Here is a 21,537-nt window from a genome sequence, read left to right on the forward strand (position 1 = left end):
TTTTACTCCTTTGTTTGATTTGGATTGATTTTGGTTTCTTTGATGACTTTTGCTTTTTTGTAAAGTTCGCCATTTATGAGAATGCTAGGTTGAAGTGTCTCTAATATCATCTCGCTAGTGTCATTAGAATCTTTTGCGACAACTTGCACACACTCTACAATGTCGATATTTAGCCCGTCATTGTATTTAATGCCTGTGTAATCTTTGATTGTGATGTGATTTTGCGCTAGTAAGTCATAGATTCTGCTAATCGCGCTAGAAATCGCCCTTTGCTGTGGATTGTCCGTGCTTTTTATCTTTGCTTCTAATTTTTGTATCGATGGCGCCAAACATTTAGCGCAAGTTCTGCAAGAAAACTTTGTGATTCTAAACTGCTATTTTGCTGTTTTTTATTGGGGGGGGGGGGATTTGCTAGATTCTGCGAAAATCGCAGAATCTGCCATTGCAAAGATTTTTATATTTTGTTCCCCCTCCATTACGAAGTTTGAATCCAAAACTTCCCCCTCCCTTGCGGAGGGGGTTAGGGGGTGGGTATATTTTGCGCTAGATTCTGCGATTTTAGATTCTGCGTAAAATGAAATTTCGACTTTATAATCCCAAATATATTGCACAAATGCCTTAAATCTCTGCAAAACTTCCATTTTTCTCAACTCTCCAAAAATAAAAGTGCGAATTCTAGCGCAAAAATTTCATTTTTGCAAATCGATTCTGCAATCTCGCAGAATCTATTTGCAGAATCTCGTAAAATTTGGCGCAAAATCGCAGAATCTCACAAAACCTACTCGCTTCCATACATTTCAACTTCGTGCATTCTGTGCATTTTATAGCGCAACTCATCCCAAAATGAAAGTTTTTTGGGAGTTAATTTGATGTGCGATAAAACTTCATCTATCAGCTCATCATCGCCAAATTTCATCACTCGCAAATAATGCTTTTGGAGCAGAATCTTGCGCATTTTTGCCCCCACCTGCATACAATCCCGCACGAAATAATAATCCAAAATGCCAAATCCACGCATTGTATTTTTATTAAACGAAGTGTTGTTTGCCAAGCGATATTTGCTTAAAAACTCATTGATTTGATAGACATTTGAGTGCATAGCGGCGCGCGTGTGGAAATACCAATCATCGCTTGGGAAATATGATTGATTATACCCGCCAAGTTTTAGGCAGAGTTCGCGATTATGAAGCATACAAGATGGATGGAGTGGATTAAAATTTGCGATATATGTGGCACTTCGCGTGTCTAAATATTTGTAAGTTTTGATATTTAATGCGCTAAAAATAATTGCATTTTTAATCGCCTTTAACGCGCGAAATGTCCTGCCCCAGTGCGTTTTTAGGTAATATTTAAAAGTTTTTGTATTTTCTTTTTGAATCTCAGATAAATCCAAATTGCCAAAAAATATGGGGCGAGATGAGATTAGAGAAGTATTTGGCGCGACATCTTGCACTGCTTGCGACATTTTCTCTAAATAGTTTGGGAGCAAAATATCATCATCGTGCAGAATGCAAACCCACTTGCCTTTTGCGAGTTTTAGGCATTGATTGAAATTGCCAAAAAGACCTAAATTGCGTTTGTTTTTGTAATATGAAATTTTGCCCTTGTAATATTTGGTTAAGAATTCCTGTGTGGGGGAAGTCGCGCTAAAATCATCGCAGTTTTCAACCACAATAATTTCATACGCCAAATTCGCAGAATCTATATTTAAAAATGCGGTAGATTCTGCGGATTCTTTGTCAGATTCTGCGAAATTCGCAGAATCTAAATTCCGCAAATCTCTACTGCCCCCCCCCTATTTTAATATTTTGATTTATCGCAGAATCTAGTGCTTCTTTTAGCGTATCTATGCGATTATAAGTGGGGATTGCGATGGTAAAAAGTGGCGATTTTGGCGAGGCGTCCATAATCACTTCGCACTCTTCATCGCGCAAATTTTTATTTAACTGCAAAAAATCTTTGCCATTATTTATGTTTTCATAATTCATTTTTGTCCTTATTTTAAGCGAAATTCGCAGAATCTACCGCAGATTCTGCGTTTTCGCAGAATCTTAATGTAGCTTACTCCACACCTTGCGCTTCCATAGATATGCCAAAATCGCCATCACAGCCATAAAGCCAATAAGCACGATTCCTACGAAGTTTCGCTGCTCTTTTTTGCTATCGCCAATGCTATCAATATACGCAACCACGCGCTTTTGAGACGCCTCATTTAGCCCTACGCGTGGCATAGAGGCATTGACTAGCATTTTTTGCGGGTCGTTTATAAATTTATGCAAATAATCCGCCCCACGCGAGCGAATCATCATCGACAAATCTGGAGCTTTCGCGCCCATATAATCCAAAATATTCGCACTTGGCGTTAGCGAAGAGACATTATCATAGTTCATAGAGTGGCAACGCACGCACGCTTCTTTAAAAGTCTCTTTGTTTAGCAAGTGCGTTTTAAGCGAGGCAAGTTGCGTATTTTTATCCGCAGAATCTGCCTTATTTATCGCCTCAACCTTTGCTTTGTATTCAGCAGATTCTGCGACTTTTGCTTCTAAATGTTTTGTGCCAATGCTTTCAAAATACGCCACCATATCGCCTATCTCCGCATCGCTTATGGGTGTGGCAGTCATCGGGAAAAATTTATCCTCTCCAAATTTATGCCCTAACTTCAACGCTTTCACAGGGTCTTTGATGAGATTCGCCAAAAAATTGCCATCATAAAGCGCACCAATGCTTGATAAATCCGGCGGGACAACGCCATAAGCGTTAAACGCCGATTCATTATCCATTAGCGCGGGGAAGCCCTCTTTTTCAATGCTATGACACGCAATGCAATAAAGCGAAGCCAAAGCCTTGCCATTCTCTGCATTGCCACTTGTAGGCAACTTTTCTAAATCGCTAAATGCAAAATCCACAGGCGCGGTTTTTGGGTGGAAAATCGAATGCGCCAAAGGCTCTACGCCCCAATACAAAATGCCTACCGCCACAACCACAAATGCCAAAATTTTCAATTCTCTTAACGCACTCATTTCGCACCTCCTTTCTCCATTTTGGTGATGATGGGTAGTGCGATGATTAGCGCGATAAATACGATTGCCGCGACAAATCCCACATAGTTATTTATGCCCTCTGGCGGGAGCTTACCAAAAATGGTAAGCACGATTAAGTCCGCTAACAGCACAAAAAACCACACGCAAAATAGCGGTCGTTTATGCGCTGGTGCGACAACCGGACTTCTATCCAAAAATGGCAGTGCGAAAAATACCACTTGCGCCACGCCAAAGAATATCAGCCCCAAAGCCTCGCTCATATAAAATCCACGCAAAATCTCATAGCTCCACAAAAAATACCATTCAGGGTAAATGTGCGCTGGGGTTTTTAGCGTGTCTGCGGGGTCAAAGTTGATTGGGTCCATCGCAAAGTTATAATTAAAGCACACAAGATACGCCACCAAAATCATAAATGTGCAAATTACAAAAATATCTTTGGATAAGAAATCAGGCCAAAATGCCACGATTTTTGCCTTTTTCTTGTCTTTTTTATAGACTTCGACTTCTTTGTCAAAGTCGATAGATTCGCCTTCTTGATTATTTACGTGTGGGATTCGCAGTGAATACATATGCGTAGCGATTAGTAGCATAATCGCTAGTGGCAATAAAAACACGTGAAGCATAAAAAATCTAGTCAAAGTCGCATCCGCTGGGATAAAATTACCGCGAATCCACACCACCAAATCCGGTCCAATAAAAGGCACTTTACCAAATAAATCCGTGATGACTTTTGCCGCCCAATAGCTCATCTGCCCCCAAGGTAGCATATATCCGCTAAATGCCTCCGCAGAAAATAGCACAAACAAAATCATACCGGTAATCCAAATCATCTCTCTCCCGCGCTTATAAGAGCCATAATAAATCGCTACAAGCATATGAATGTAGATGATTAAAAATATCAGCGAAGCACTCACAGCGTGGATATGTCGCCACAGCCATCCAAACTCCACTTCTTGCATAATGACGCGATTCACGCTATCAAATGCAAGTGCCGTATCAGGCTTATAATACATTAGCAAGAAAATCCCACTCACCACAAGCAACGCAAAGAGCATCGTTAGCACCACGCCCATCGCCCAAAGCCAATTTATATTTTTTGGTATCCAATACTCAGTCATTAGCACTTTTGAAAGCGTCTTTACCGCTAGTCGCTGGTCTAGCCAATCAATAATGCCATCTGCCTTTTTAAACTCTGCCATTTTCTCCCCCTTATGCCTTAATCATTTGTTTGTAAATCTCGCCTTCTTCGCCAAGCACGAGTTTTTTGCCATCGATATTAAATGGCGGGATACTCATAGGACGCGGTGGCGGTCCTGCCATATTTTGCCCCGAAATATCAAAAACGCCCCCGTGACACGCGCATAAAAACTCTTTTTTCTCCGCTCTATATTGCGGGATACAACCCAAATGCGTGCAAACCTGCAATCCAATCGTATATACCGCACCTTCGATTTCAAAATCTCTCCCATCGACTTTTGCTTCGCCCTGTGGCTTTTTTAGCACATACACGGGCTGTCCGCGCCACTCAAAAGTCTTTAATTCGCCAAATTGCAACTGCGAAATATCTACAATCGTAAATCCACCCGAAACCACGCTAGGAAGCGGGTCCCAGCTCTTTTTCATCGCTCCAAGTGCGCCTATTGCGCCCACAGCCGCAAGCGCGCCCAAACTCATACCAAGAAAGTCGCGTCTCTCAATACTCTCTGCCATTTCTCCCCCTTAAAAAATTTTGAAACAAATTTCGTATTATACATAAAATTCGCGTGGATTTTTGCTTAAAAAAACTTTAAATTTTTAAAAAATGCTTGTGAATCTATGATAGGGTAAATCTAAATCAACGATTCGCTACAATCGCGTATATTGCTGTTTTATGCGTTTATTGCAGTTTTAATGCCTGTGTAAATTATCACAGCAAAGCCAATTACAATCACACCGAAAACTATATAAGTCATCATTTCTTTAAATCTCCAATCTCTTTTAATTTCTTTTCGATTTTTTGGTTGATAATCACAAAGCCAACAATCAAACCGACACAAACCAAAATCGAGCCAATGATTATTAAAGTTTCAGTTTTATTATAATTTGTAGCCAACCAAGCCACATTAGCCAAAAACGAGCCGACAATTATCCCTAGCCAAAACTTTAACAATCCCAATCGCTCTTTTGCCTCATCTAATTTTGCCATAGTTTGAATTATGCCAAAAAAATATCAAATCAAACTTAAAGATAAATTGATGATTTATTTTATGCTTGATTTGGATTTTAATGAAACGCTAAAATCATTTGCAAAAAGCGCAAATCCACCTAAATTTAGGCGAATCTTAAAAATTTTTATAGATTCGTGTGCTAAATTTTGGACTTAAATCATAAAGCAAAGTTTTGATTTTGTTTGATTCGTGCAAATATATGCGGTTTGCGCCGTTTTGCGATTCGTAAAAATCTTGCAATAAATCCAAAATTTTGAAATTTTCAATGAGTGCCAAATCCTGCCGTTTGGAGAGAATCTTTGTCGCTCCGATTTGCTCAAACGCCCTATCTAGCACAAAAAACGGGACATTATAAGTAATATCACATTTGCCAAAAAGCGGTGCGAGATTCGTGCTTTGATTTAGCGAATCGTGCGTCTGATTCGCGCTATTTGCGCTTGAATCTAACGCAGAATCTGCCAAAATATCATTTAGATTCTGCACTTTGTGGCGATAAAAAAAGCGCGTAGAGATGGCATTTTGTGGCGAATCATTGCCATAATCAAAGGCGATAAATATAAATTTAAACGCGCAAATCTCATCGCAAATTTCATCATAAACTAGCGGGATTTCGCCTTTGTGAATCTTAAAATTTTCGCAAATTTCTTGTATTTTTTTATCATCGTGTGCTTTAAAAATAAGGCGATGATTTTGCATAAATGCCATTTTGTCATTATCGATTATTTCGCAAGGTAGCGCGTCAAAAAATTCATTTGCGATGAAAATATTGTGGCGATTTGCGTAACGATTCGCATTCTTTAATTCGGCAAGATTCTTGTAAAAAATTATATTGTTTGGATTGCTTCGGCGAATCTGCGATTCGCCTCGCAATGACGGAGTGGGAGCGGATTGCTTTGGCGATAACTTGCCTTGAAATGACGGAGTGGATGATTGCTTTGATTTGCATTGCGAATCTTGCAATGACAATTCAGTCGCATTTGCTTCCACTGCGATAAAATTGCAATTCTCAACCACCCCAAGTCCTAGCGTCTCTAAAAATGCGCAAATATCACTCAAAAGATTCGCGCTATTTGCGCCCAAATCAATGATATTTAGTGGCAAATCAATCTCGCGCGTTTCAAGCAAATCCAAAATATATTTTGCGATTGCGCCACCAAAAAAGCGACTTGTGCTAACCGCCGTATAAAAGTCGCGCCCAAGCGGAGTTTGCGCATAATACGCGCAAATCCATTCGCCAAAATACTCGCTAAATCGCAAATCTAAATTTCGCCAAACGCGCTTTTTAATCGCGCAAAGCCCTCTGTTATCTCGCTTTCGCTAATTAAAAGCGGTGGCAAAAAGCGCAGTGTGGCGTTGCCTGAGCGAAGTACCAAAAGTCGCTTTTCTCTTGCCTTTGCGATGATTGCGCCTAGTGTCTCATCATCTTTGATTTTTAATCCGCGCATAAATCCAACGCCACTAACGCCACTCACCACGCTACTAAACGCGCTTTTGACTGCTTGTAGTTGCGAATCAAAAAGCGCGATATTTTTGGCTAAATCACCGCTTTTTTGGTGCGCTTCAAGCACTTCAAGCGTGGTTAGTCCCGCTGTTGTGGATAGTGGATTGCCTCCAAAGGTGCTTCCGTGCTGTGATGGGGCAAAAATATCGCCTTTATCGCACATAACCGCGCCGATAGGCACTCCGCCTGCCAATCCCTTTGCCAAAGTTACGACATTTGGGGCGATTTCGTAGTATTGAGACGCCAAAAATTTACCACTGCGAAAAACGCCACTTTGCACTTCATCAATCATCAGCAAAATATCGCGCTCATCGCAAAATCGCGCCAATTCTTGCACCTGTTCTTTTGGCAAAGCGTAGATTCCGCCCTCGCCTTGAATAAGCTCGATAAACACCGCAGCTACGGCATTATCAGCCTTTGCAATCTCAATCATCTCGCTAATGTCCTTTGCATAGAGAAATCCATCTGGGAATGGCGAAAAATGCGTGTGCATTTTGTCTTGCCCACAAGCGCGGAGCGTGGCGATACTGCGCCCGTGAAAGCTATTTTTGAGCGTGATGATTTTGTAGCGGTGATTTTTGTATGCGGAGAAAAAATCATTATTGTCATTTTGAGCCATAGGCGAAAAATCTCTATTTTTCTTAGATTCTTCGCTTCGCTCAGAATGACAAAAAGTGGTGGATTGCTTCACACCATTAGAATGACAAAATGAAGCAGATTCTGCGTTTTGAGAATGAGAAAATGAAGCAGATTCTGCGTTTTTCGCAGAATCTACCCTAAATCTCTCCCCATAGATTCGTGCGATTTTTATGGCACATTCATTTGCTTCTAACCCTGAATTGCAAAAAAATACCTTCATTTCGCACTGATTTTTTGAGCCTTGCCCCGCTAACTCAACCATTTTTTTTGCCAAATGCGATTGCGAATCAATATAAAAAAGATTTGACAAATGAAGCACTTTTTGCGCCTGATTTGCGATTGATTGAACTAACGCGGGGTGATTATGCCCTAGCGCATTTACGCCAATCCCAGCGGTAAAGTCGATAAACTCTTCGCCCTTATCGGTGTAGAGTTTCGCGCCCTCCCCACGCACAAAATGCGTGTAATCCCGCGCGTATGTGTCTAGCAAATATTTTTTGCTGAAATTTTCTTTATCCAATGTGTAGCTCCTTGTAAAGTTTTATGGCAAATCTATCCGTCATAGAGGCGATATAGTCGCTGACAACGCGATGTAACTTCGCGCCCTGCGATATTTTCTCGCGCAAGTCATTTGGCAATAAATCTCTATCATTCATAAAGTCGCTAAAAAGATTTCGCACGACATTTTTGCCAAATGCCATTTTTCGGACGACATCTTCGTGGCGGTAGAGATTTTTGAATAAAATTTGTTTTAGTTTGGAGAGATTTTTTGCGATGGATTCATCATAGAAAATCGCCCCACTCGCCTTAAAATTGCGGATAATTTCTTCGATTAGATAGCAAATTAGCGCAGAAGTAAAGCGATATTTGAAAATCTTGTCCTTTCGACTTATGCCTTGGCGACTTATGCCCCCCGCTTCGATTTTTGCGATGATTTCTTTTGCGATTTTGTTAGATTCGATTATGTCAAAATCAATCAACCCAAGTTTCACGCCATCATCAATATCGTGGCTAATATAGGCGATTTCATCGCTAAAATCTACGATAATTGCTTCGATTCGCGGTGGCAAATCAATGCTAAATTCGCTATTTAGCTTTGCGCCAAAAAAGGGCTTTTTATATGGCGTAGAATGCTTCAAAATGCCCTCTATCGTGGCAAAAGTGAGATTTAGTCCATCAAAATTTTGATAGCGTTTTTCTAACTTCGTAACCACGCGAAAACTTTGGAAATTATGCTCAAAGCCGTTTTTAAAGCCATTTTGTTTGAGTAGCAAATCCAACTCATCGCCCCCGCAATGCCCAAAAGGCGAGTGTCCCAAATCGTGCGATAGCGCAATAGCTTCTGCCAAATTTTCATCTAACCCGCAATATCTTGCAATCGTTCGCGCTATTTGGCTAACTTCAATGCTATGTGTTAGTCGTGTGCGAAAATAATCGCCTTCAAGCGATTCGATATGCGCGTTTAAAAAAACCTGCGTTTTATACTCCAAACGGCGAAATGAACTGCAATGAATAATCCTATCTTTGTCCCGCGCAAAGGGCTCTCTAAAATCATCGCTTGAATCATAAAATCTATGTGTGTCGCTATATTTTTTTGCGCTTTTTGTGTGCGAATCTGCATTTTTTTGCTTGTTTTGCGCCATTTTTGCTCCCGAATCTTAAAAAATTAAAATTTGCGATTTTATCAAAATTACTTTAAAATTGCGTTTTTTGCTGAAATTTTAGGGGGCGAATCGTGGAATTATTAAGCAAAGCATTTGGCGTCTATGAAACAAACTGCTACATTTTACGCACAAAAATGGGCGAATTTATCATCGATGCGGGGGTGGATTCGGCAAAATGGGTGTGTGAAAATGTCCGCAAACCATTAGCGATTTTAAACACGCACGGGCATTTTGACCATATTTGGTGCAATGCGGAGTTGAAAAAATTGCTAGGCGTCCCCATTTACTGCCCCAAAGGCGATGCGTTTATGTTAAAAAGCGATTGCTTTGATTTGGGATTAACGCCGTGTGCGGCGGATTTTGAAGTAGAACCAAATGCGATTTTTAGATTTGGTGATATTGAAGTGGAGTTTATGCACTTTGCGGGGCATACGCCGGGCTGTTCGATGATAAAAATAAGTAAAAGCAATTCGTCTTTGGGTATGCAATTTCGCACTTGTGAAAATTTTGGGGATTTCGCAGACTCCAAGTCTAGTCTCAATCCCCAAAATTCTCACAAATACAAAAGCCACACCGCAAATACTAGAATTGTTTTGGAGGCAGATTCTGCGCTAGATTCTGCAAATGAAATAAATATCGCAGAATCTCAAAATCTCCCCCTCCCTTGCGGAGGGGGATTAAGGGGGTGGGTAGATTCTGCGAAACAAACGAAAATCGCAGAATCTAATAAAAATTGTCATATTGAGCGAAGCGAAATATCTCAAAATGGCAGAGATTCTTCGCTACGCACTTCGTGCTTCGCTCAGAATGACAAGAAAATCGCAGAATCTAATGCGAAAAATACCCACCCCCTAGCCCCCTCCGCAAGGGAGGGGGGACAAAATGCAGAATCTGCGAATCAAATAAAAAACGCAGAATCTTGCACGAAAACGCAGAATCTGAAAATAGATGGTTGTTTCGCTTCGCTCACAAAACAAGGCAAAGCCGAAGTTTCTTTATTCAATCCTATGGATTGCCACGATTTTGCTTTGCAAAATCTCGCAATGACGGACAACAGCGCAGATTCTGCGAATCGCACAAATATCGCAGAATCTAGCGAAAAAAGTCCAAAAAACACAGAATCTAGCGAAATCTACATTTTCAGCGGTGATTTTATATTCTATCGCACTATCGGGCGGAGTGATTTTCCCTATTCAAGCCCAAAAGATATGCGCGAATCCTTAAAGCGATTTGGCGAAATCCCCTACAACGCCACGCTTTATCCCGGACACGGACAGCCCACCACTATCAAAGATGAGCAAAAAAATCTACCATTTTATTTGCGTGGTTTAGTGTGAATCAAAGCGCAAATCAAAGCACAAATCAAAGCCCAAATCAAAAATTTGACGCGCCTTTGTGGCATTTTTTAGATTCGCACCAAAAGATTCACCTTTCCTTGCGAATCTTTGCGATTTTTGTCGCGTTTTTAAGTGCGCTATCGATTTTTAGCTATATTTGGATTGTCAATAATTATTATGCCGACATTACCATTGATGTGGTTATGTTTCACTTGCGATTTCCCCTTGTGGGCGTAAATAGCGACTTTTTGATAAGCTATGCAACACGCGCTTTAATCCCTAGCGTTTTGGTGGCGATTTTGTTTGCGATTCGCCCAAATGTCGCGCTATTTTTGGGCTTAATCTTTGGGGCATTTTTGCTAAAAGCGCAAAAAATCATCAAAGTCTCAATGATTGTGGCGTGGCAACAACACATTCCGCTTTATGAAATGGTGCTAACTTTCATCAAAGGCGGATATTTCAAATCATTTTGGTGGAATGAGCCTTTTGGCGCGTGGTTTGCGATAAAGGCGATTTTGTGGATTGGCGCAATCGCATTTGTGATTTTTGCGATATTTTGGCTGTTTAAAAAAATCTGTGCGATTATGAATCTCTACGCACAAATCACGCTTTTTATCGCTGTCATCGTGCTAAATGCGTGGATTTTGGATTCGCATTTTCATTTGCAAAAATACTTCGCGCCAAAGGATTATAGCAATTTTTATGAGGAAAATTATAGGATAGAAATGCAAGATTTGCCACGCTCCACGCAAAAGCGCAATCTTATTGTAATCTTTGTCGAATCTTTGGAGTCAAATTTTCTTATCCCAAATCTACGCGCCTTTGCAAATCAAAATGTGAATTTCTCCACCACACAGGGCTTTGGCGGACACAATCAAGTGGGTGCGACTTCTTGGACAATCGCTGGAATGATTGGCTATATGTGCGGAATCCCGCTAAATTCGCCATCAATCATCGCAAAGACATTTTTGCCAAATGCGGAGTGTGTGAGCGATTCGCTTGCAAAAATGGGCTACAATCAAGTGATGATTATGGGTGAAAACGATGATTTTGTCGCAAAGGGCGCGTTTTTAGCCACTCACAAAATACAAAGCAAAGATGTGAAACATTACAAAAAAATCGGCGCATTGCCAAATGATTATCCGCACCATTGGGGTTTTTCGGATAGCAAATTATTTGAATTTGCAAAAGATGAGTTGCGAAAACTAACAGATTCAGCGAAAAATCAAAATACAAATTCTAGTATTGTGAGCGAGAAATCGGGGTTGCGTAGCCACGAGCGAGGCGATAGAACTGATAGTTCATCAACGAAGCGAGTGGCAAGTCTCCCCGATTTATCGCCACAAGACGAATTTGCACCTTTTGCGTTATATTTATTGACAAACAACACCCATTCGCCCGACTTTTTCATCGAATCCACCTGTGGCGAAATGGAAGAAAACTACCAAAACGCCATAAATTGCGAAGATTCGCTAATTGGCGAATTTGTGGCGTGGATTCGCACACAGGATTTTTATGAAAATACTACGATTTTGATTGTGGGCGACCATTTGATGAATGCAAATATCGATTTGCCCCGCGAATCGCGCAAAATCTACAATGTCTTTATAAATCCGCGCTTTTGTGATTCGCACACAAAATCCGCGAATCTAAGCCCAAAATCCCGCAATCTTTCGCACTTTGACTTTGCGCCACTTATTTTAGATTCGCTAGGAATTTGCACAAAATCCTTTGGTTTAGGGCGCAATCCGTTTTTAGGACAAACCTTACTTGAATCTAATGGCGTGGATTTTGCATCGCAAATTAGCGCGGATTCGCGCCTACAAGAGAGTTTTTGGCAAAGGGATTAAAATTTGCTATCATTTCAAAAAGTTTAATTTTGGGAGCGCGAATATGGATTTTATCAGCATAATTATGGGGAGCAAAAGCGATTATGAGACGATGAGTGAGTGCGTGGAAGTGCTAAAAAAGTTTGATTGCCTTTATGAAGTCATCATTAGCTCTGCGCACAGAAGCCCCGAGCGGACACGCAAATATGTCGCAGACGCGCAAAATCGCGGTGCGTGTGTGTTTATCGCAGCTGCGGGAATGGCGGCGCATTTGGCAGGTGCGGTGGCAGCGGAGACTTCGCGCCCTGTGATTGGTGTGCCACTCAATGCAAGTGCGTTAAATGGGCTAGATTCGCTACTATCAACTGCGCAAATGCCCTCCGCAATGCCTGTGGCGACAATGGCGATAGGCAAGGCAGGTGCGATAAATGCGGCGTATTTGGCAATGCAGATTTTGGCGTTAAAAAATGAAGAGTTGGCAGGAAAACTCATTCAAGATAGGGTGATGAAGGCAAAAAAAGTCGAGTTAGATTCTGCGGAAATCGAAGTTAGGATTTAACCAATGAGCGCGAATACAAAAGAAAATTGGATAAAAATCGATGAATTTTTGACAATCACAGGACTAAAAACCGAACAAATCAAAGAGCTAATCGCAAAGGGGCAAATCAACGCAAAATATATCGAAAATGTCCTATATGTCGATAGTGTGAGCGGGACAAATGCGCTTGTGCGAAGCACACAGAGCGATTTGGTGGCAAAAAGTGGCGTGGATGGCGACTTTTTTGAGCAAAGCATAGGGACGATTTTGAGTTTGCACGAAAAGGTGATTGAAGCAAAAGATGAGACGATTGCCACAATAAAGGGCGAAAATCAGTTTTTAAAAGATACGCTTTTGAGTGCGAGAGAAAAAGAAGCAGACGATAAAAAAATGATAGAGACGCTTTTGCAAGAGGTGGAAAATAAAAAGCGCGAATTAGAAGCAGTGCAACGCAAATATAAGCTAATGTGGGGAAAAATGATGGGTAATCAAATGCGTTAGGTTGCGTGGGGATTTGTGTGAAAATGTGCGAAGATTCTGCGTTTTTTTGATTTTTATGCGAGATTCTGCGAAATTTGTGCCTTTCGCAGAATCTCACACGCAGAAATTTGTCATATTGAGCGAAGCGAAATATCTCCGTTATTACGAGAATTTGCGTTAGTGGATTCGTGACAATCCTAGATTCTGCAAATTATTGCGAATTTCGTGCGGGATTCTGCGATTTCCTTGCGAGATTCTGCGGAAATTGTTCCCCCTCCCTTGCGGAGGGGGCTAGGGGGTGGGTAATTTTCGCATTAGATTCTGCGATAGATTCTGCAAATTTTTGCAAATTTCTTGCTAGATTCTGCGTTTTTTTGAATTTCTTGCGAGATTCTGCGAATCGCAGAATCTGCTTTTATTTTGTCATTGCAAGGCGTGGCGAAGCCACAACGAAGCAATCCATAAATCACGCGAATCTAATCAAAATATTGAATCAATATCCCAAAAGCAAATCAATACAGATTCGTTGCAAGTAAGCGATTCGTCTAAAATGCAGAGTCTCTCTAATGGATTGCCACGATTCTGCTTCGCAGAATCTCGCAATGACGGAAACCGCGCTAGATTCTGCGAATCGCAGAATTTTGCACGAAAAACACAAGATTTGATTTTAGATTGCCACGAATCCGCTAACGCGGATTCTCGCAATGACAAAAAAACAAACACGACAGATTCTGCGTTTTTTTCGATTTTCTTGTGAGATTCTGCGATTTTCCCGCTAGATTCTGTGTTTTTCTCGCACTTCACGCAAAATTCGCAGAATCTAAAAATGCAATCTATACCCCACTATCGTCTTTACCATCCCGCCAAGCGTGGCGTTTTTGGATTGATTTGGCAGTGGGTAGGTGATATTGCTAATCCCCCCGCCGATTTCAAAAAACAGCGTATGCCCGCCAAGCGTGATAAATTCGTGCCCCAAACCGCCTTGCACTTCATAATAAAACGGCGCATTTCCCATCGGCGAATTTTTCGCGCCAAGCAGTCCAAATCCGCCGCTTACATAAAGATATGGGCGAAAGAACGAAAAGTCGATGTGCGCGCTAACCGAGCTTCCTAAAAGCAAAGCAAACGCGACTTTTTCATTAAAAATCAGCGCACTTGAATCATACGCGCCACCTTGCAATTTCAGCCCTTTATACTCCATTGAGATAATGTTTCGCACCTGCCACAGGCTATCGCTACTATAAATCGTAAAGCCAAAATCCACGCCAACGCCCATAGTCGCGCCAAAATTGCCATACGCACCGATTGTAAGACTGCTCTTATCGCTGAAATCCTCCGCACTCAAATTCGCGCCAAATCCCACAAATAGCACCAAAACCGCGCATTTTTTAAGCATTTTTTGAAGCATATTTCGCCCCCACTGCAAAGTATTTTAGAAAGTATTTCAGGCAATTTCGGCAATTTTTTGTTTTATCAAAATCGCAGAATCTAATAATTTTTCGCAGAATCTAACGCGAAAAACACCGCAGATTCTGCGATTTTGATAAAACTTAAAGCAGATTCTGCTAAAATGGCGATTTTTATAAATTTTTAAGGACGGATTTATGCCACATACAAAAGATTGGACGCCAAAGAGTTGGAGAAATTTCCCTATCAAGCAACAGCCCACTTACGAAAATAAAACGCTATTAAAGCGCGTGGAGAGCGAGCTCAAAAGCTATCCGCCACTTGTTTTTGCAGGGGAGGCGCGAAACCTTAAAAAACGCCTCTCTGACGCGGTAGAGGGCAGGGCATTTTTGCTACAAGGTGGCGATTGCGCCGAATCTTTTAGCGAGTTTAATGCCGTAAATATCCGCGATATGTTTAAGGTGATAATGCAGATGAGCGCGATTTTGACATTTGCAGGGGGTATGCCTGTGGTGAAAGTCGGGCGACTAGCAGGGCAGTTTGCAAAGCCTAGAAGCAATGATAGTGAGATTGTAAATGGCGTGGAAATCCCTATTTATCGGGGCGATATTATAAATAGCACAGATTTTAGCGTGGAGGCGCGGATGCCAAATCCAAAGCGAATGTTACAGGCATACAATCAATCAGCCGCTACGCTAAATCTGCTCCGTGCCTTTGCGCAAGGGGGCTTTGCGGATTTGAATGAAGTGCATAAGTGGAATATGAAATTTGTCAAAAACAACGCATTTGGCAAGAAATATGAGGTTTTGGCAGAGCGAATCACGGAGGCGTTGGAGTTTATGAAATCCTGTGGAATCGATGCGCAAAATACGCAGCAGCTCAAAGAAACGGAGTTTTACACAAGCCACGAGGCGTTGCTACTAAACTACGAAGAGCAACTTTGTCGCAAGGATTCGCTCACGGCCAAGTGGTATGACTGCTCTGCACATATGCTGTGGATAGGGGAGCGCACACGGGGGCTTGATTGTGCGCATATAGAGTTTTTGCGCGGGGTGGAAAATCCGCTTGGTGTGAAAATCAGTAGTACCGCGACAAAAGATGAGATTATGGGAATCTGCGATGCGCTAAATCCGCAAAATGAAGCAGGACGGCTAAATCTCATCGTGCGAATGGGCGCAGATAAGATAAAGGCGAAGTTGCCTGCGCTTTTAAAGGCGGTGCTACCTGAGGGGCGCAAGATTTTGTGGAGTATCGACCCAATGCACGGCAACACGATTAAGGCAAGTAATGGCTACAAAACCCGCGCGTTTGACAAGATTTTGGAGGAAGTGAAAAGCTTTTTTGAGATTCACAAGGCGCATAATAGCTACGCTGGGGGCATTCACTTGGAAATGACAGGGCAAGATGTAACGGAATGTATCGGTGGCGGGGCGCAAATCACGGAGAGTGCGCTTGCGTCAAATTATAGCACACAATGCGACCCGCGACTTAATGCGACACAGGCGATTGAGTTGGCGTTTTTGTTGGCGGAAGTGCTAAAAAAGCGGAAGTAAGCGTAGGGCGGGACAATTTGTGTCTTTGGTATGCAATTCACACGAAGTTTGCCCTATTGCTTCGTCAATGGACGATTAGTCCTATTTCCTTGCAATAGGGCAAACTTCGTGCAAAGCCACACCGCCATTACTTCGATGGTTGCTTCACTTCGTTCGCAAATCCTGCGGATTGTGATTTACTAACGCAAATTATTTTAATATTCTCGTCATTGCGAGGTGCGTGAGTAAAACGAATACAACGAAGCAATCTATTTCAGCGAATCGTGAATCTTGTGCGATTCGCGGACTTTATGCGAATCTAAATGCAAATTATTTATAGATTCAACTTTGAATCATTACGCGAATCTATCTTTTAGATTCGCACAAATCCACCAAATCTACTTCGCCCACCACGAAAAAATATCAAAGTCATAGAGTGGTGAAGTTGCGGGATATGCGAATTTATCATAATATGCCACGCGAAATTCGCGTGAGTGAAAATGTGGCACGACATAAAATCCCCAAAGCAAGATTCTATCCAACGCACGGACATTTGCGACTTGCGAATCGCTATCTTTGGCGTTTATAATATTTTCTATGAGTTTATCGACAATGGGCGATTTTATCCGCGCGAAATTGCGCGAACCCTTTGTCTCCGCGCTCTGGCTACTCCAAAAATACCGCTGCTCATTGCCCGGAAATAGCGACTGCGGGATTACTGCGACAATCATATCATAATCAAAATTATTCACGCGATTTATGTAGCTCCCCAAATCAATAGTGCGCAAAGTTGCCTCAATGCCTAAAATTTTGAGATTTGCCACAAAGGGCAAGGCGACTCGCTCCATTGCCTTTGAGACTAGCAAAATCTCAAAGCGCACTTGCGAATCGCCCTTAAAAAGGCGATTGTTGCGCTTTGTGTATCCTGCGTCTTTTAGGATTTTTTGCGCGTGGAGAAGCGATTCGCGCCTTTGTTTTGCATTTTTAAACACCACGCTAGGAAATGGCGAATCTAAAATATGCGAACTTGCGCCCAAAGAGCGCAAAATCTCTTTTTCTTTGCCACTAGGAATCCCGCGTGAAGCGAAAATCGAATTATCAAAGTAGCTCTTTGTGCGCGTGTATTGAGAGAAAAAAAGATTTTTATTGCTCCACTCAAAATCAAAGGCATAGTTTATCGCCTCACGCAAGGCAATATCGCTAAAAACCTCCCGCGCCGTATTCATAAAAAAGCCCTGCATACCGCTAGGGAGCGCGTGAGTGAATGTCGCCTTTTTTAGCGCACCGCTTTGCAACGCCTTGCCATCATAGCCCGTAGCCCACACTTTCGCACTATTTTCTAATCGAAAATCAAACGCACCGCTTTTAAATGCGAGCAATGCGACATTTTCGTCCTTGTAGTATTCATAAATCACTTCATCAAAGTTAAAAAGCCCCTTGCGCGTGGGGTGATTTTGCGCCCAATAATTTTTCACGCGCTCATAGACAATCTTTCGCCCTACTTCAAAGGATTTGATTTTATACGCGCCACTGCCTAGCGGGACTAACAGCGGATTTTCAAAATCCTTGTCTTTATAAAAATGCTCTGGCAACACGCTTAACTGCCCCAAAATCAAAGGCAACTCGCGATTGTCGCCGTTTTTGAAGCTAAATTTGATTTTATCATCGCCAATCAGCGAAACCGCGCTCACATCGGCATAATACTGCTTTATAAGCGGATTGCCATACTTCATCAGCACTTCAAAGCTAAACTTCACATCGCTTGGCTTCACAGCAACGCCGTCATTAAAGCGCGCATTGCGATTTATGGTGAAAATCACGCAGTCATTTTTTGGGCAAAGCGCGATAGATTCGGCAATCAACCCATACTCGCTAAAAGGCTCATCTTTGCTCTGCACCGTGAGCGTGTCATAAATCAGCTCCAAACCTTCTGCCTTCGCGCCTTTTAGGCTAAAATTATTTAGGCTATCAAAAGTGCCAATCGCAGCGGATTTGAGCGTCCCGCCTTTGGGTGCGTTTGGATTTGCATAATCAAAATGCTTTAAATTTTTGTATTTGATTTTACCATCGATTGAAATGTAGGGCTGTGCGATGAGTGCGGAAAAAATAGCGCAAAATAAAATAAAAATTTTCAAAACTCAAATCCTTAATAAAAATGTGAAATTTTAATGCAGATTCTGCGATTCGCAGAATCTAATGCGCCAAATTCGCAGAATCTCGCAATGACGAAATGTGTGGATTGCTTCGGCACTTCGTGCCTCGCAATGACGGATTTGTGGTAGATTCTGCGATTTTCGTGCGATTCGCAGAATCTAGCAATTTTCGCGCACTCTCATCGCACAAATTGCTTCAACACTGCCATTCGCACGAAAACGCCATTTGCGACTTGTGAGAGCACTTTGCTTCGCCTATCACGCAAAATCTCATCATCAATATCGATATTTCGATGCACAGGTCCCGGGTGCAAGATGATGATATCCCGCTCCCCAAGCAACTCGCGCGTTATGCAAAATTTTGACGCATAATCTTTTAGCGAACCATAGATTTGATGATTATGCCGCTCACTTTGCGTCCGCAAACTCATAATCGCATCTACGCAATCTATTACTTCGCGCAAATCAGCGCATTTTTGCAAGTTTTGCGATTCTTGTGCTAAACTTTGAAAATGCGGTGGTGCGACTAAAATCACCTTCATCCCAAGTCGCGTAAATAAATCAATCCCGCTTGTCGCCACGCGCGAGTTTGCGATATCGCCCACAATCGCGATTCGCTTGCCACGCAACTCGCCAAAATGCTCTCTCATCGTCATCGCATCTAGCAATGCTTGTGTAGGGTGGGCGTGCGCGCCATCTCCGCCGTTTATGATTGGCGCACTCACATACCGCGCGAGATATTCGCCCGCTCCCGCTTGGCTGTGGCGAATGATGATGGCATTTGGGCGCATTGCGTTGATATTTGCGGCGGTATCTGCCATACTTTCGCCTTTGAGTGTGGAGCTTTTAGAGATATCAAGGCGGACAACCTTCCCGCCCAAGCGTTTTACGGCGATTTCAAAACTACTTAATGTGCGAGTGGAGTTCTCAAAAAAAATCGTGCTAACAAGTTTATCGCTCAAAAATGGCGCGATATTTGGCGCATTTTTCATCGCAAGTGCTTCATCCAAAATGCCATAAATCTCATCTACGCTTAATTCTGTCGTGCTTAAAAGGTGCTTTGCCATTTTTATCCTTTAAAGAAAAAATTGCTAAAATCTTATCCAAAAATTTTTAAAAAAAGAAGTTTAATGGTGCGGTGGATTATTCTAATTGCGTTTCTAAATGCGGGATTTTTTAGCGGGTGCGGACTTTACAAAGATGGGTATAAACCAAGCGTTTTAATGGAGAAAAAAATCAATCAAAGTCGCAAGGCAGAGATTTCAAAGGGTGGCAAAAGCGAAGTAATTGCCATCGCTACGCATTTAAATAATGTCGATTCACGCATTTTTGGCGCGGGGCGGGAGTATTTTTTCATTGAGATTTTTAGCGAGGTGGATATCCCGCTTGTAGAATCGCTACATTTTCGGCTGACAAATAATGTGGATTTTATGTGGATGCGAGAGATTGAGGTTGAAGAGAGTGATGAGATTTTAGGGGTGCGAAACCGCTGGGCAAGGGGATTTCTAATCGCATTTGATGAGTTAGAATATCAGCAAAAAAAGAATATGAAGCTAATAATGGAGGTTGAAAATGTCGGTGCGATGGTGTTTGATTTTAGCTATCAAGTGTTGGAGATGAGGTTGTAGGGGCAGAATCTATGATTTTTTTGGCAGATTCTGCGGATTTGGGGCAAGATTCTGCGAAAAACGCAGAATCTAATGCGAAAATTACCCACCCCCTAATCCCCTCCGCAAGGGAGTGGGAATCCATTTCATCATTGCGAGACTTGCGAAAGCAAGTCGTGGCAATCTATTAGATTCTGCAAAAATTCACGCAAGATTCTGCGATTTTCAAAAATTTCGCAGAATCTAAACATTTTTTAAATCAATCCTGCTAAAATGCCAAATTTTCATAAATTTAACCTTTGGAGATTTACGATGAAAAAGATATTTGCACTGCTTTTGTTGCTTGGATTTAGCGTTTCTGCTGTTTTTGCAGCGGGGGGGGGCATAAAACCATCTGACAAACAATTTCGCTGTTTTTCCGAAATTGGCAAAACGAAAAGCACGAAAAAAAATATGCTTGGCAGTTACTGCCTCCCAAAACCCACAACGGAAAACTGCAACAAAGAGTGGGTGTGGAGCTTGGATGGCAAGGATGACAGAGTTACCGAAGTAGGCACAGACTGCCCCTTGCAATGCCAAGATAATAACTTCGCCATAGGCACCGGCTCCAAAAATCCATTTACAACCTACAAATATTGCGTCCGCACCAGCGATTGGTCCAAAGTCGCAAAATGCGTGGATAAGCAAACAGGCAAAGATGAAAACGACAAAAATAAATGCGAGAGAGACGCTAATGGCACACGATATTATTGGAAGCCAAACTGCAAGGCAGATATGACACAAGAGCAGTGCGAAAAGCACCTAAAAGGCATAAAGGGACTAGCAAGTGGATGGCGATTTTGCTACACATACACCGACCCAGCACCACCTGCAAATATGCCACGAAACGGCAACGGGCAATCTGTCGTATTCCAAGAATACATAAATTGGCAGGGCACCGCTGCAATCCCCTGCGAACAGAGCTCAGATTCACCAAGTGGCGGGTGGAGCGACACTTCTAAGCCCGAACCCGAAAAGCCCGATGAGTTAGGCAACTTGGTAATTTTAGATGAAAAAGATGGCAATACAAATCAAATCGCCTCAAAAGTCCATACGAAAATCTCAGGCAACTCATACAATTTCCGCATTTTTTCAATCGATAGCGCGGGGAAATTTAGCAGTGGCATTTCATCATTAAACTGCACCATCACCGAAAAAAGTGGCAAAAGTTTTAGCGGAGCGGCAAAAGAAAATAGCTTTTTTAGCGCATTATTTTCAGGCAAAGGGAAAAATTTCATCTTTGGCGAATATGCGCCAGAATCTAGCGGTGAGGCGAGTATCTCTTGTGTCGGCACTAGCAAAGATGGCAAATCTGTAAGCGCAGAGACGACATTTTTCATCGCACCAAATTCATATAAATTTAGCACCATAAATGCGGAATTTAACGGCAATAATGAAAATTTACTATCCCAAATTTTAGACTTAAAATACTCAAATAACGAAGGCGAGACAAAGCAAACCACGCATAATAATGACAAATGGAATAAAAAACCTGTGGTAAAGTTAGGCGAAGCACTGCAAATAAATCTCGCCAAAGTTGAAGCACTCACCGCGAAAAATGCG

Annotated in this window: 29 protein-coding genes; 10 read left to right on the forward strand and 19 right to left on the reverse strand. The window is 42.0% G+C overall.

Translation table 11 applies throughout. From position 1 onward, the window contains the following. Nucleotides 1-2: 2 nt before the first annotated feature. The 11 genes from ACWIUE_RS03560 to ACWIUE_RS03610 all read right to left on the reverse strand — a co-directional run bounded on the left by ACWIUE_RS03560 (nucleotide 3) and on the right by ACWIUE_RS03610 (nucleotide 9,031). Complete coding sequence (locus tag ACWIUE_RS03560) at nucleotides 3-329, reverse strand: hypothetical protein (RefSeq protein WP_454134915.1); 327 nt, start codon at nucleotides 327-329, stop codon at nucleotides 3-5. Nucleotides 330-389: 60 nt separating this feature from the next. Then, nucleotides 390-641 (reverse strand): hypothetical protein, encoded by a 252-nt coding sequence (locus ACWIUE_RS03565; RefSeq protein WP_454134917.1) that lies wholly within the window; start codon nucleotides 639-641, stop codon nucleotides 390-392. 137 nt (nucleotides 642-778) lie between these two features. Next, nucleotides 779-1,777 (reverse strand): glycosyltransferase family 2 protein, encoded by a 999-nt coding sequence (locus ACWIUE_RS03570; protein ID WP_454134919.1) that lies wholly within the window; start codon nucleotides 1,775-1,777, stop codon nucleotides 779-781. A gap of 4 nt (nucleotides 1,778-1,781) precedes the next feature. Continuing rightward, entirely contained in the window at nucleotides 1,782-1,988 is a 207-nt protein-coding gene (locus ACWIUE_RS03575; protein ID WP_454134921.1) for a hypothetical protein, read from the reverse strand. Nucleotides 1,989-2,051: 63 nt separating this feature from the next. Next, a complete protein-coding gene (locus tag ACWIUE_RS03580; RefSeq protein ID WP_454134923.1) occupies nucleotides 2,052-3,020 on the reverse strand; it encodes a c-type cytochrome in 969 nt (322 codons plus the stop codon). Continuing rightward, entirely contained in the window at nucleotides 3,017-4,240 is a 1,224-nt protein-coding gene (locus tag ACWIUE_RS03585) for a cytochrome b (protein ID WP_454134925.1), read from the reverse strand. Before ACWIUE_RS03585 ends, ACWIUE_RS03580 begins: the two co-directional genes overlap by 4 nt. Nucleotides 4,241-4,250: 10 nt before the next feature. After that, a complete protein-coding gene (locus tag ACWIUE_RS03590) occupies nucleotides 4,251-4,751 on the reverse strand; it encodes a Rieske 2Fe-2S domain-containing protein (RefSeq protein ID WP_454134927.1) in 501 nt (166 codons plus the stop codon). Nucleotides 4,752-4,992: 241 nt separating this feature from the next. Beyond that, nucleotides 4,993-5,226, reverse strand: a complete 234-nt coding sequence (locus ACWIUE_RS03595; RefSeq protein WP_454134928.1) for a hypothetical protein — start codon at nucleotides 5,224-5,226, stop codon at nucleotides 4,993-4,995. 136 nt (nucleotides 5,227-5,362) lie between these two features. Next, nucleotides 5,363-6,505: an SAM-dependent methyltransferase gene (locus ACWIUE_RS03600; RefSeq protein ID WP_454134930.1), complete on the reverse strand. Its 1,143-nt coding sequence runs from the start codon at nucleotides 6,503-6,505 to the stop codon at nucleotides 5,363-5,365. 2 nt (nucleotides 6,506-6,507) lie between these two features. Then, the gene (locus ACWIUE_RS03605) at nucleotides 6,508-7,908 is read right to left on the reverse strand and encodes an aminotransferase class III-fold pyridoxal phosphate-dependent enzyme (protein ID WP_454134932.1); all 1,401 of its coding nucleotides are present in this window, start codon (nucleotides 7,906-7,908) and stop codon (nucleotides 6,508-6,510) included. Then, nucleotides 7,901-9,031, reverse strand: coding sequence for a deoxyguanosinetriphosphate triphosphohydrolase family protein (locus ACWIUE_RS03610; RefSeq protein WP_454134934.1), 1,131 nt, complete (start codon nucleotides 9,029-9,031; stop codon nucleotides 7,901-7,903). The genes ACWIUE_RS03605 and ACWIUE_RS03610 overlap by 8 nt, the downstream gene beginning before the upstream one ends. Nucleotides 9,032-9,123: 92 nt before the next feature. On the opposite strand from ACWIUE_RS03610, the gene ACWIUE_RS03615 reads away from it, so the two are divergent. Genes ACWIUE_RS03615 through ACWIUE_RS03635 form a run of 5 tightly spaced genes read left to right on the forward strand, consistent with a single transcriptional unit; the run spans nucleotide 9,124 to nucleotide 13,417 of the window. Further along, nucleotides 9,124-10,389: an MBL fold metallo-hydrolase gene (locus tag ACWIUE_RS03615; protein ID WP_454134936.1), complete on the forward strand. Its 1,266-nt coding sequence runs from the start codon at nucleotides 9,124-9,126 to the stop codon at nucleotides 10,387-10,389. Further along, the gene (locus tag ACWIUE_RS03620; protein WP_454134938.1) at nucleotides 10,386-12,239 is read left to right on the forward strand and encodes a sulfatase-like hydrolase/transferase; all 1,854 of its coding nucleotides are present in this window, start codon (nucleotides 10,386-10,388) and stop codon (nucleotides 12,237-12,239) included. Before ACWIUE_RS03615 ends, ACWIUE_RS03620 begins: the two co-directional genes overlap by 4 nt. A gap of 43 nt (nucleotides 12,240-12,282) precedes the next feature. Continuing rightward, on the forward strand, nucleotides 12,283-12,777 hold the full coding sequence (purE, locus tag ACWIUE_RS03625) for a 5-(carboxyamino)imidazole ribonucleotide mutase (protein WP_454134939.1): 495 nt from the start codon (nucleotides 12,283-12,285) through the stop codon (nucleotides 12,775-12,777). A gap of 3 nt (nucleotides 12,778-12,780) precedes the next feature. Continuing rightward, nucleotides 12,781-13,257, forward strand: coding sequence for a DUF3972 domain-containing protein (locus ACWIUE_RS03630; protein WP_454134941.1), 477 nt, complete (start codon nucleotides 12,781-12,783; stop codon nucleotides 13,255-13,257). A 1-nt stretch (nucleotide 13,258) separates the two neighbouring features. After that, nucleotides 13,259-13,417 carry a hypothetical protein gene (locus ACWIUE_RS03635; RefSeq protein ID WP_454134942.1) on the forward strand — a complete coding sequence of 53 codons (159 nt, stop codon included), beginning with the start codon at nucleotides 13,259-13,261 and terminating at the stop codon, nucleotides 13,415-13,417. 30 nt (nucleotides 13,418-13,447) lie between these two features. On the opposite strand, the gene ACWIUE_RS03640 is transcribed toward ACWIUE_RS03635, so the two are convergent. Genes ACWIUE_RS03640 through ACWIUE_RS03660 form a run of 5 tightly spaced genes read right to left on the reverse strand, consistent with a single transcriptional unit; the run spans nucleotide 13,448 to nucleotide 14,893 of the window. Then, nucleotides 13,448-13,585, reverse strand: a complete 138-nt coding sequence (locus ACWIUE_RS03640; RefSeq protein ID WP_454134944.1) for a hypothetical protein — start codon at nucleotides 13,583-13,585, stop codon at nucleotides 13,448-13,450. Continuing rightward, entirely contained in the window at nucleotides 13,551-13,706 is a 156-nt protein-coding gene (locus ACWIUE_RS03645) for a hypothetical protein (protein ID WP_454134946.1), read from the reverse strand. Before ACWIUE_RS03645 ends, ACWIUE_RS03640 begins: the two co-directional genes overlap by 35 nt. Before the next feature lie 10 nt (nucleotides 13,707-13,716). Beyond that, nucleotides 13,717-14,040, reverse strand: a complete 324-nt coding sequence (locus ACWIUE_RS03650) for a hypothetical protein (protein WP_454134948.1) — start codon at nucleotides 14,038-14,040, stop codon at nucleotides 13,717-13,719. A 16-nt stretch (nucleotides 14,041-14,056) separates the two neighbouring features. Continuing rightward, nucleotides 14,057-14,644, reverse strand: coding sequence for a hypothetical protein (locus ACWIUE_RS03655; RefSeq protein WP_454134950.1), 588 nt, complete (start codon nucleotides 14,642-14,644; stop codon nucleotides 14,057-14,059). Between the two features lie 36 nt (nucleotides 14,645-14,680). Beyond that, a complete protein-coding gene (locus ACWIUE_RS03660) occupies nucleotides 14,681-14,893 on the reverse strand; it encodes a hypothetical protein (protein WP_454134951.1) in 213 nt (70 codons plus the stop codon). Here ACWIUE_RS03660 and ACWIUE_RS03665 point away from each other — a divergent pair. Together ACWIUE_RS03665 and ACWIUE_RS03670 are read left to right on the forward strand one after the other, a co-directional pair. Next, nucleotides 14,841-16,196: a class II 3-deoxy-7-phosphoheptulonate synthase gene (locus ACWIUE_RS03665; protein ID WP_454134953.1), complete on the forward strand. Its 1,356-nt coding sequence runs from the start codon at nucleotides 14,841-14,843 to the stop codon at nucleotides 16,194-16,196. The two genes, ACWIUE_RS03660 and ACWIUE_RS03665, sit on opposite strands and share 53 nt — an antisense overlap. A 30-nt stretch (nucleotides 16,197-16,226) precedes the next feature. Continuing rightward, nucleotides 16,227-16,379 (forward strand): hypothetical protein, encoded by a 153-nt coding sequence (locus tag ACWIUE_RS03670; RefSeq protein ID WP_454134954.1) that lies wholly within the window; start codon nucleotides 16,227-16,229, stop codon nucleotides 16,377-16,379. A 194-nt stretch (nucleotides 16,380-16,573) separates the two neighbouring features. Here the strand turns inward: ACWIUE_RS03670 and ACWIUE_RS03675 are convergent, their stop codons facing one another. Genes ACWIUE_RS03675 through ACWIUE_RS03685 form a run of 3 tightly spaced genes read right to left on the reverse strand, consistent with a single transcriptional unit; the run spans nucleotide 16,574 to nucleotide 19,395 of the window. Beyond that, nucleotides 16,574-18,310 carry an extracellular solute-binding protein gene (locus tag ACWIUE_RS03675; protein WP_454134956.1) on the reverse strand — a complete coding sequence of 579 codons (1,737 nt, stop codon included), beginning with the start codon at nucleotides 18,308-18,310 and terminating at the stop codon, nucleotides 16,574-16,576. Between the two features lie 58 nt (nucleotides 18,311-18,368). Continuing rightward, the gene (locus tag ACWIUE_RS03680; protein ID WP_454134958.1) at nucleotides 18,369-18,518 is read right to left on the reverse strand and encodes a hypothetical protein; all 150 of its coding nucleotides are present in this window, start codon (nucleotides 18,516-18,518) and stop codon (nucleotides 18,369-18,371) included. Continuing rightward, nucleotides 18,508-19,395 carry an aspartate carbamoyltransferase catalytic subunit gene (locus ACWIUE_RS03685; protein WP_454134960.1) on the reverse strand — a complete coding sequence of 296 codons (888 nt, stop codon included), beginning with the start codon at nucleotides 19,393-19,395 and terminating at the stop codon, nucleotides 18,508-18,510. The genes ACWIUE_RS03680 and ACWIUE_RS03685 overlap by 11 nt, the downstream gene beginning before the upstream one ends. A gap of 66 nt (nucleotides 19,396-19,461) precedes the next feature. Between ACWIUE_RS03685 and ACWIUE_RS03690 the strand changes: the two genes are divergently transcribed. The 3 genes from ACWIUE_RS03690 to ACWIUE_RS03700 form a co-directional block, all read left to right on the forward strand. Next, on the forward strand, nucleotides 19,462-19,956 hold the full coding sequence (locus ACWIUE_RS03690; RefSeq protein WP_454134962.1) for a hypothetical protein: 495 nt from the start codon (nucleotides 19,462-19,464) through the stop codon (nucleotides 19,954-19,956). Between the two features lie 11 nt (nucleotides 19,957-19,967). Beyond that, entirely contained in the window at nucleotides 19,968-20,126 is a 159-nt protein-coding gene (locus ACWIUE_RS03695) for a hypothetical protein (protein WP_454134964.1), read from the forward strand. Between the two features lie 121 nt (nucleotides 20,127-20,247). Then, a partial coding sequence (locus ACWIUE_RS03700) for a hypothetical protein (protein WP_454134966.1) occupies nucleotides 20,248-21,537 on the forward strand: 1,290 nt, incomplete at its 3' end.

The organism is Helicobacter sp. 23-1045, assembly GCF_053654655.1.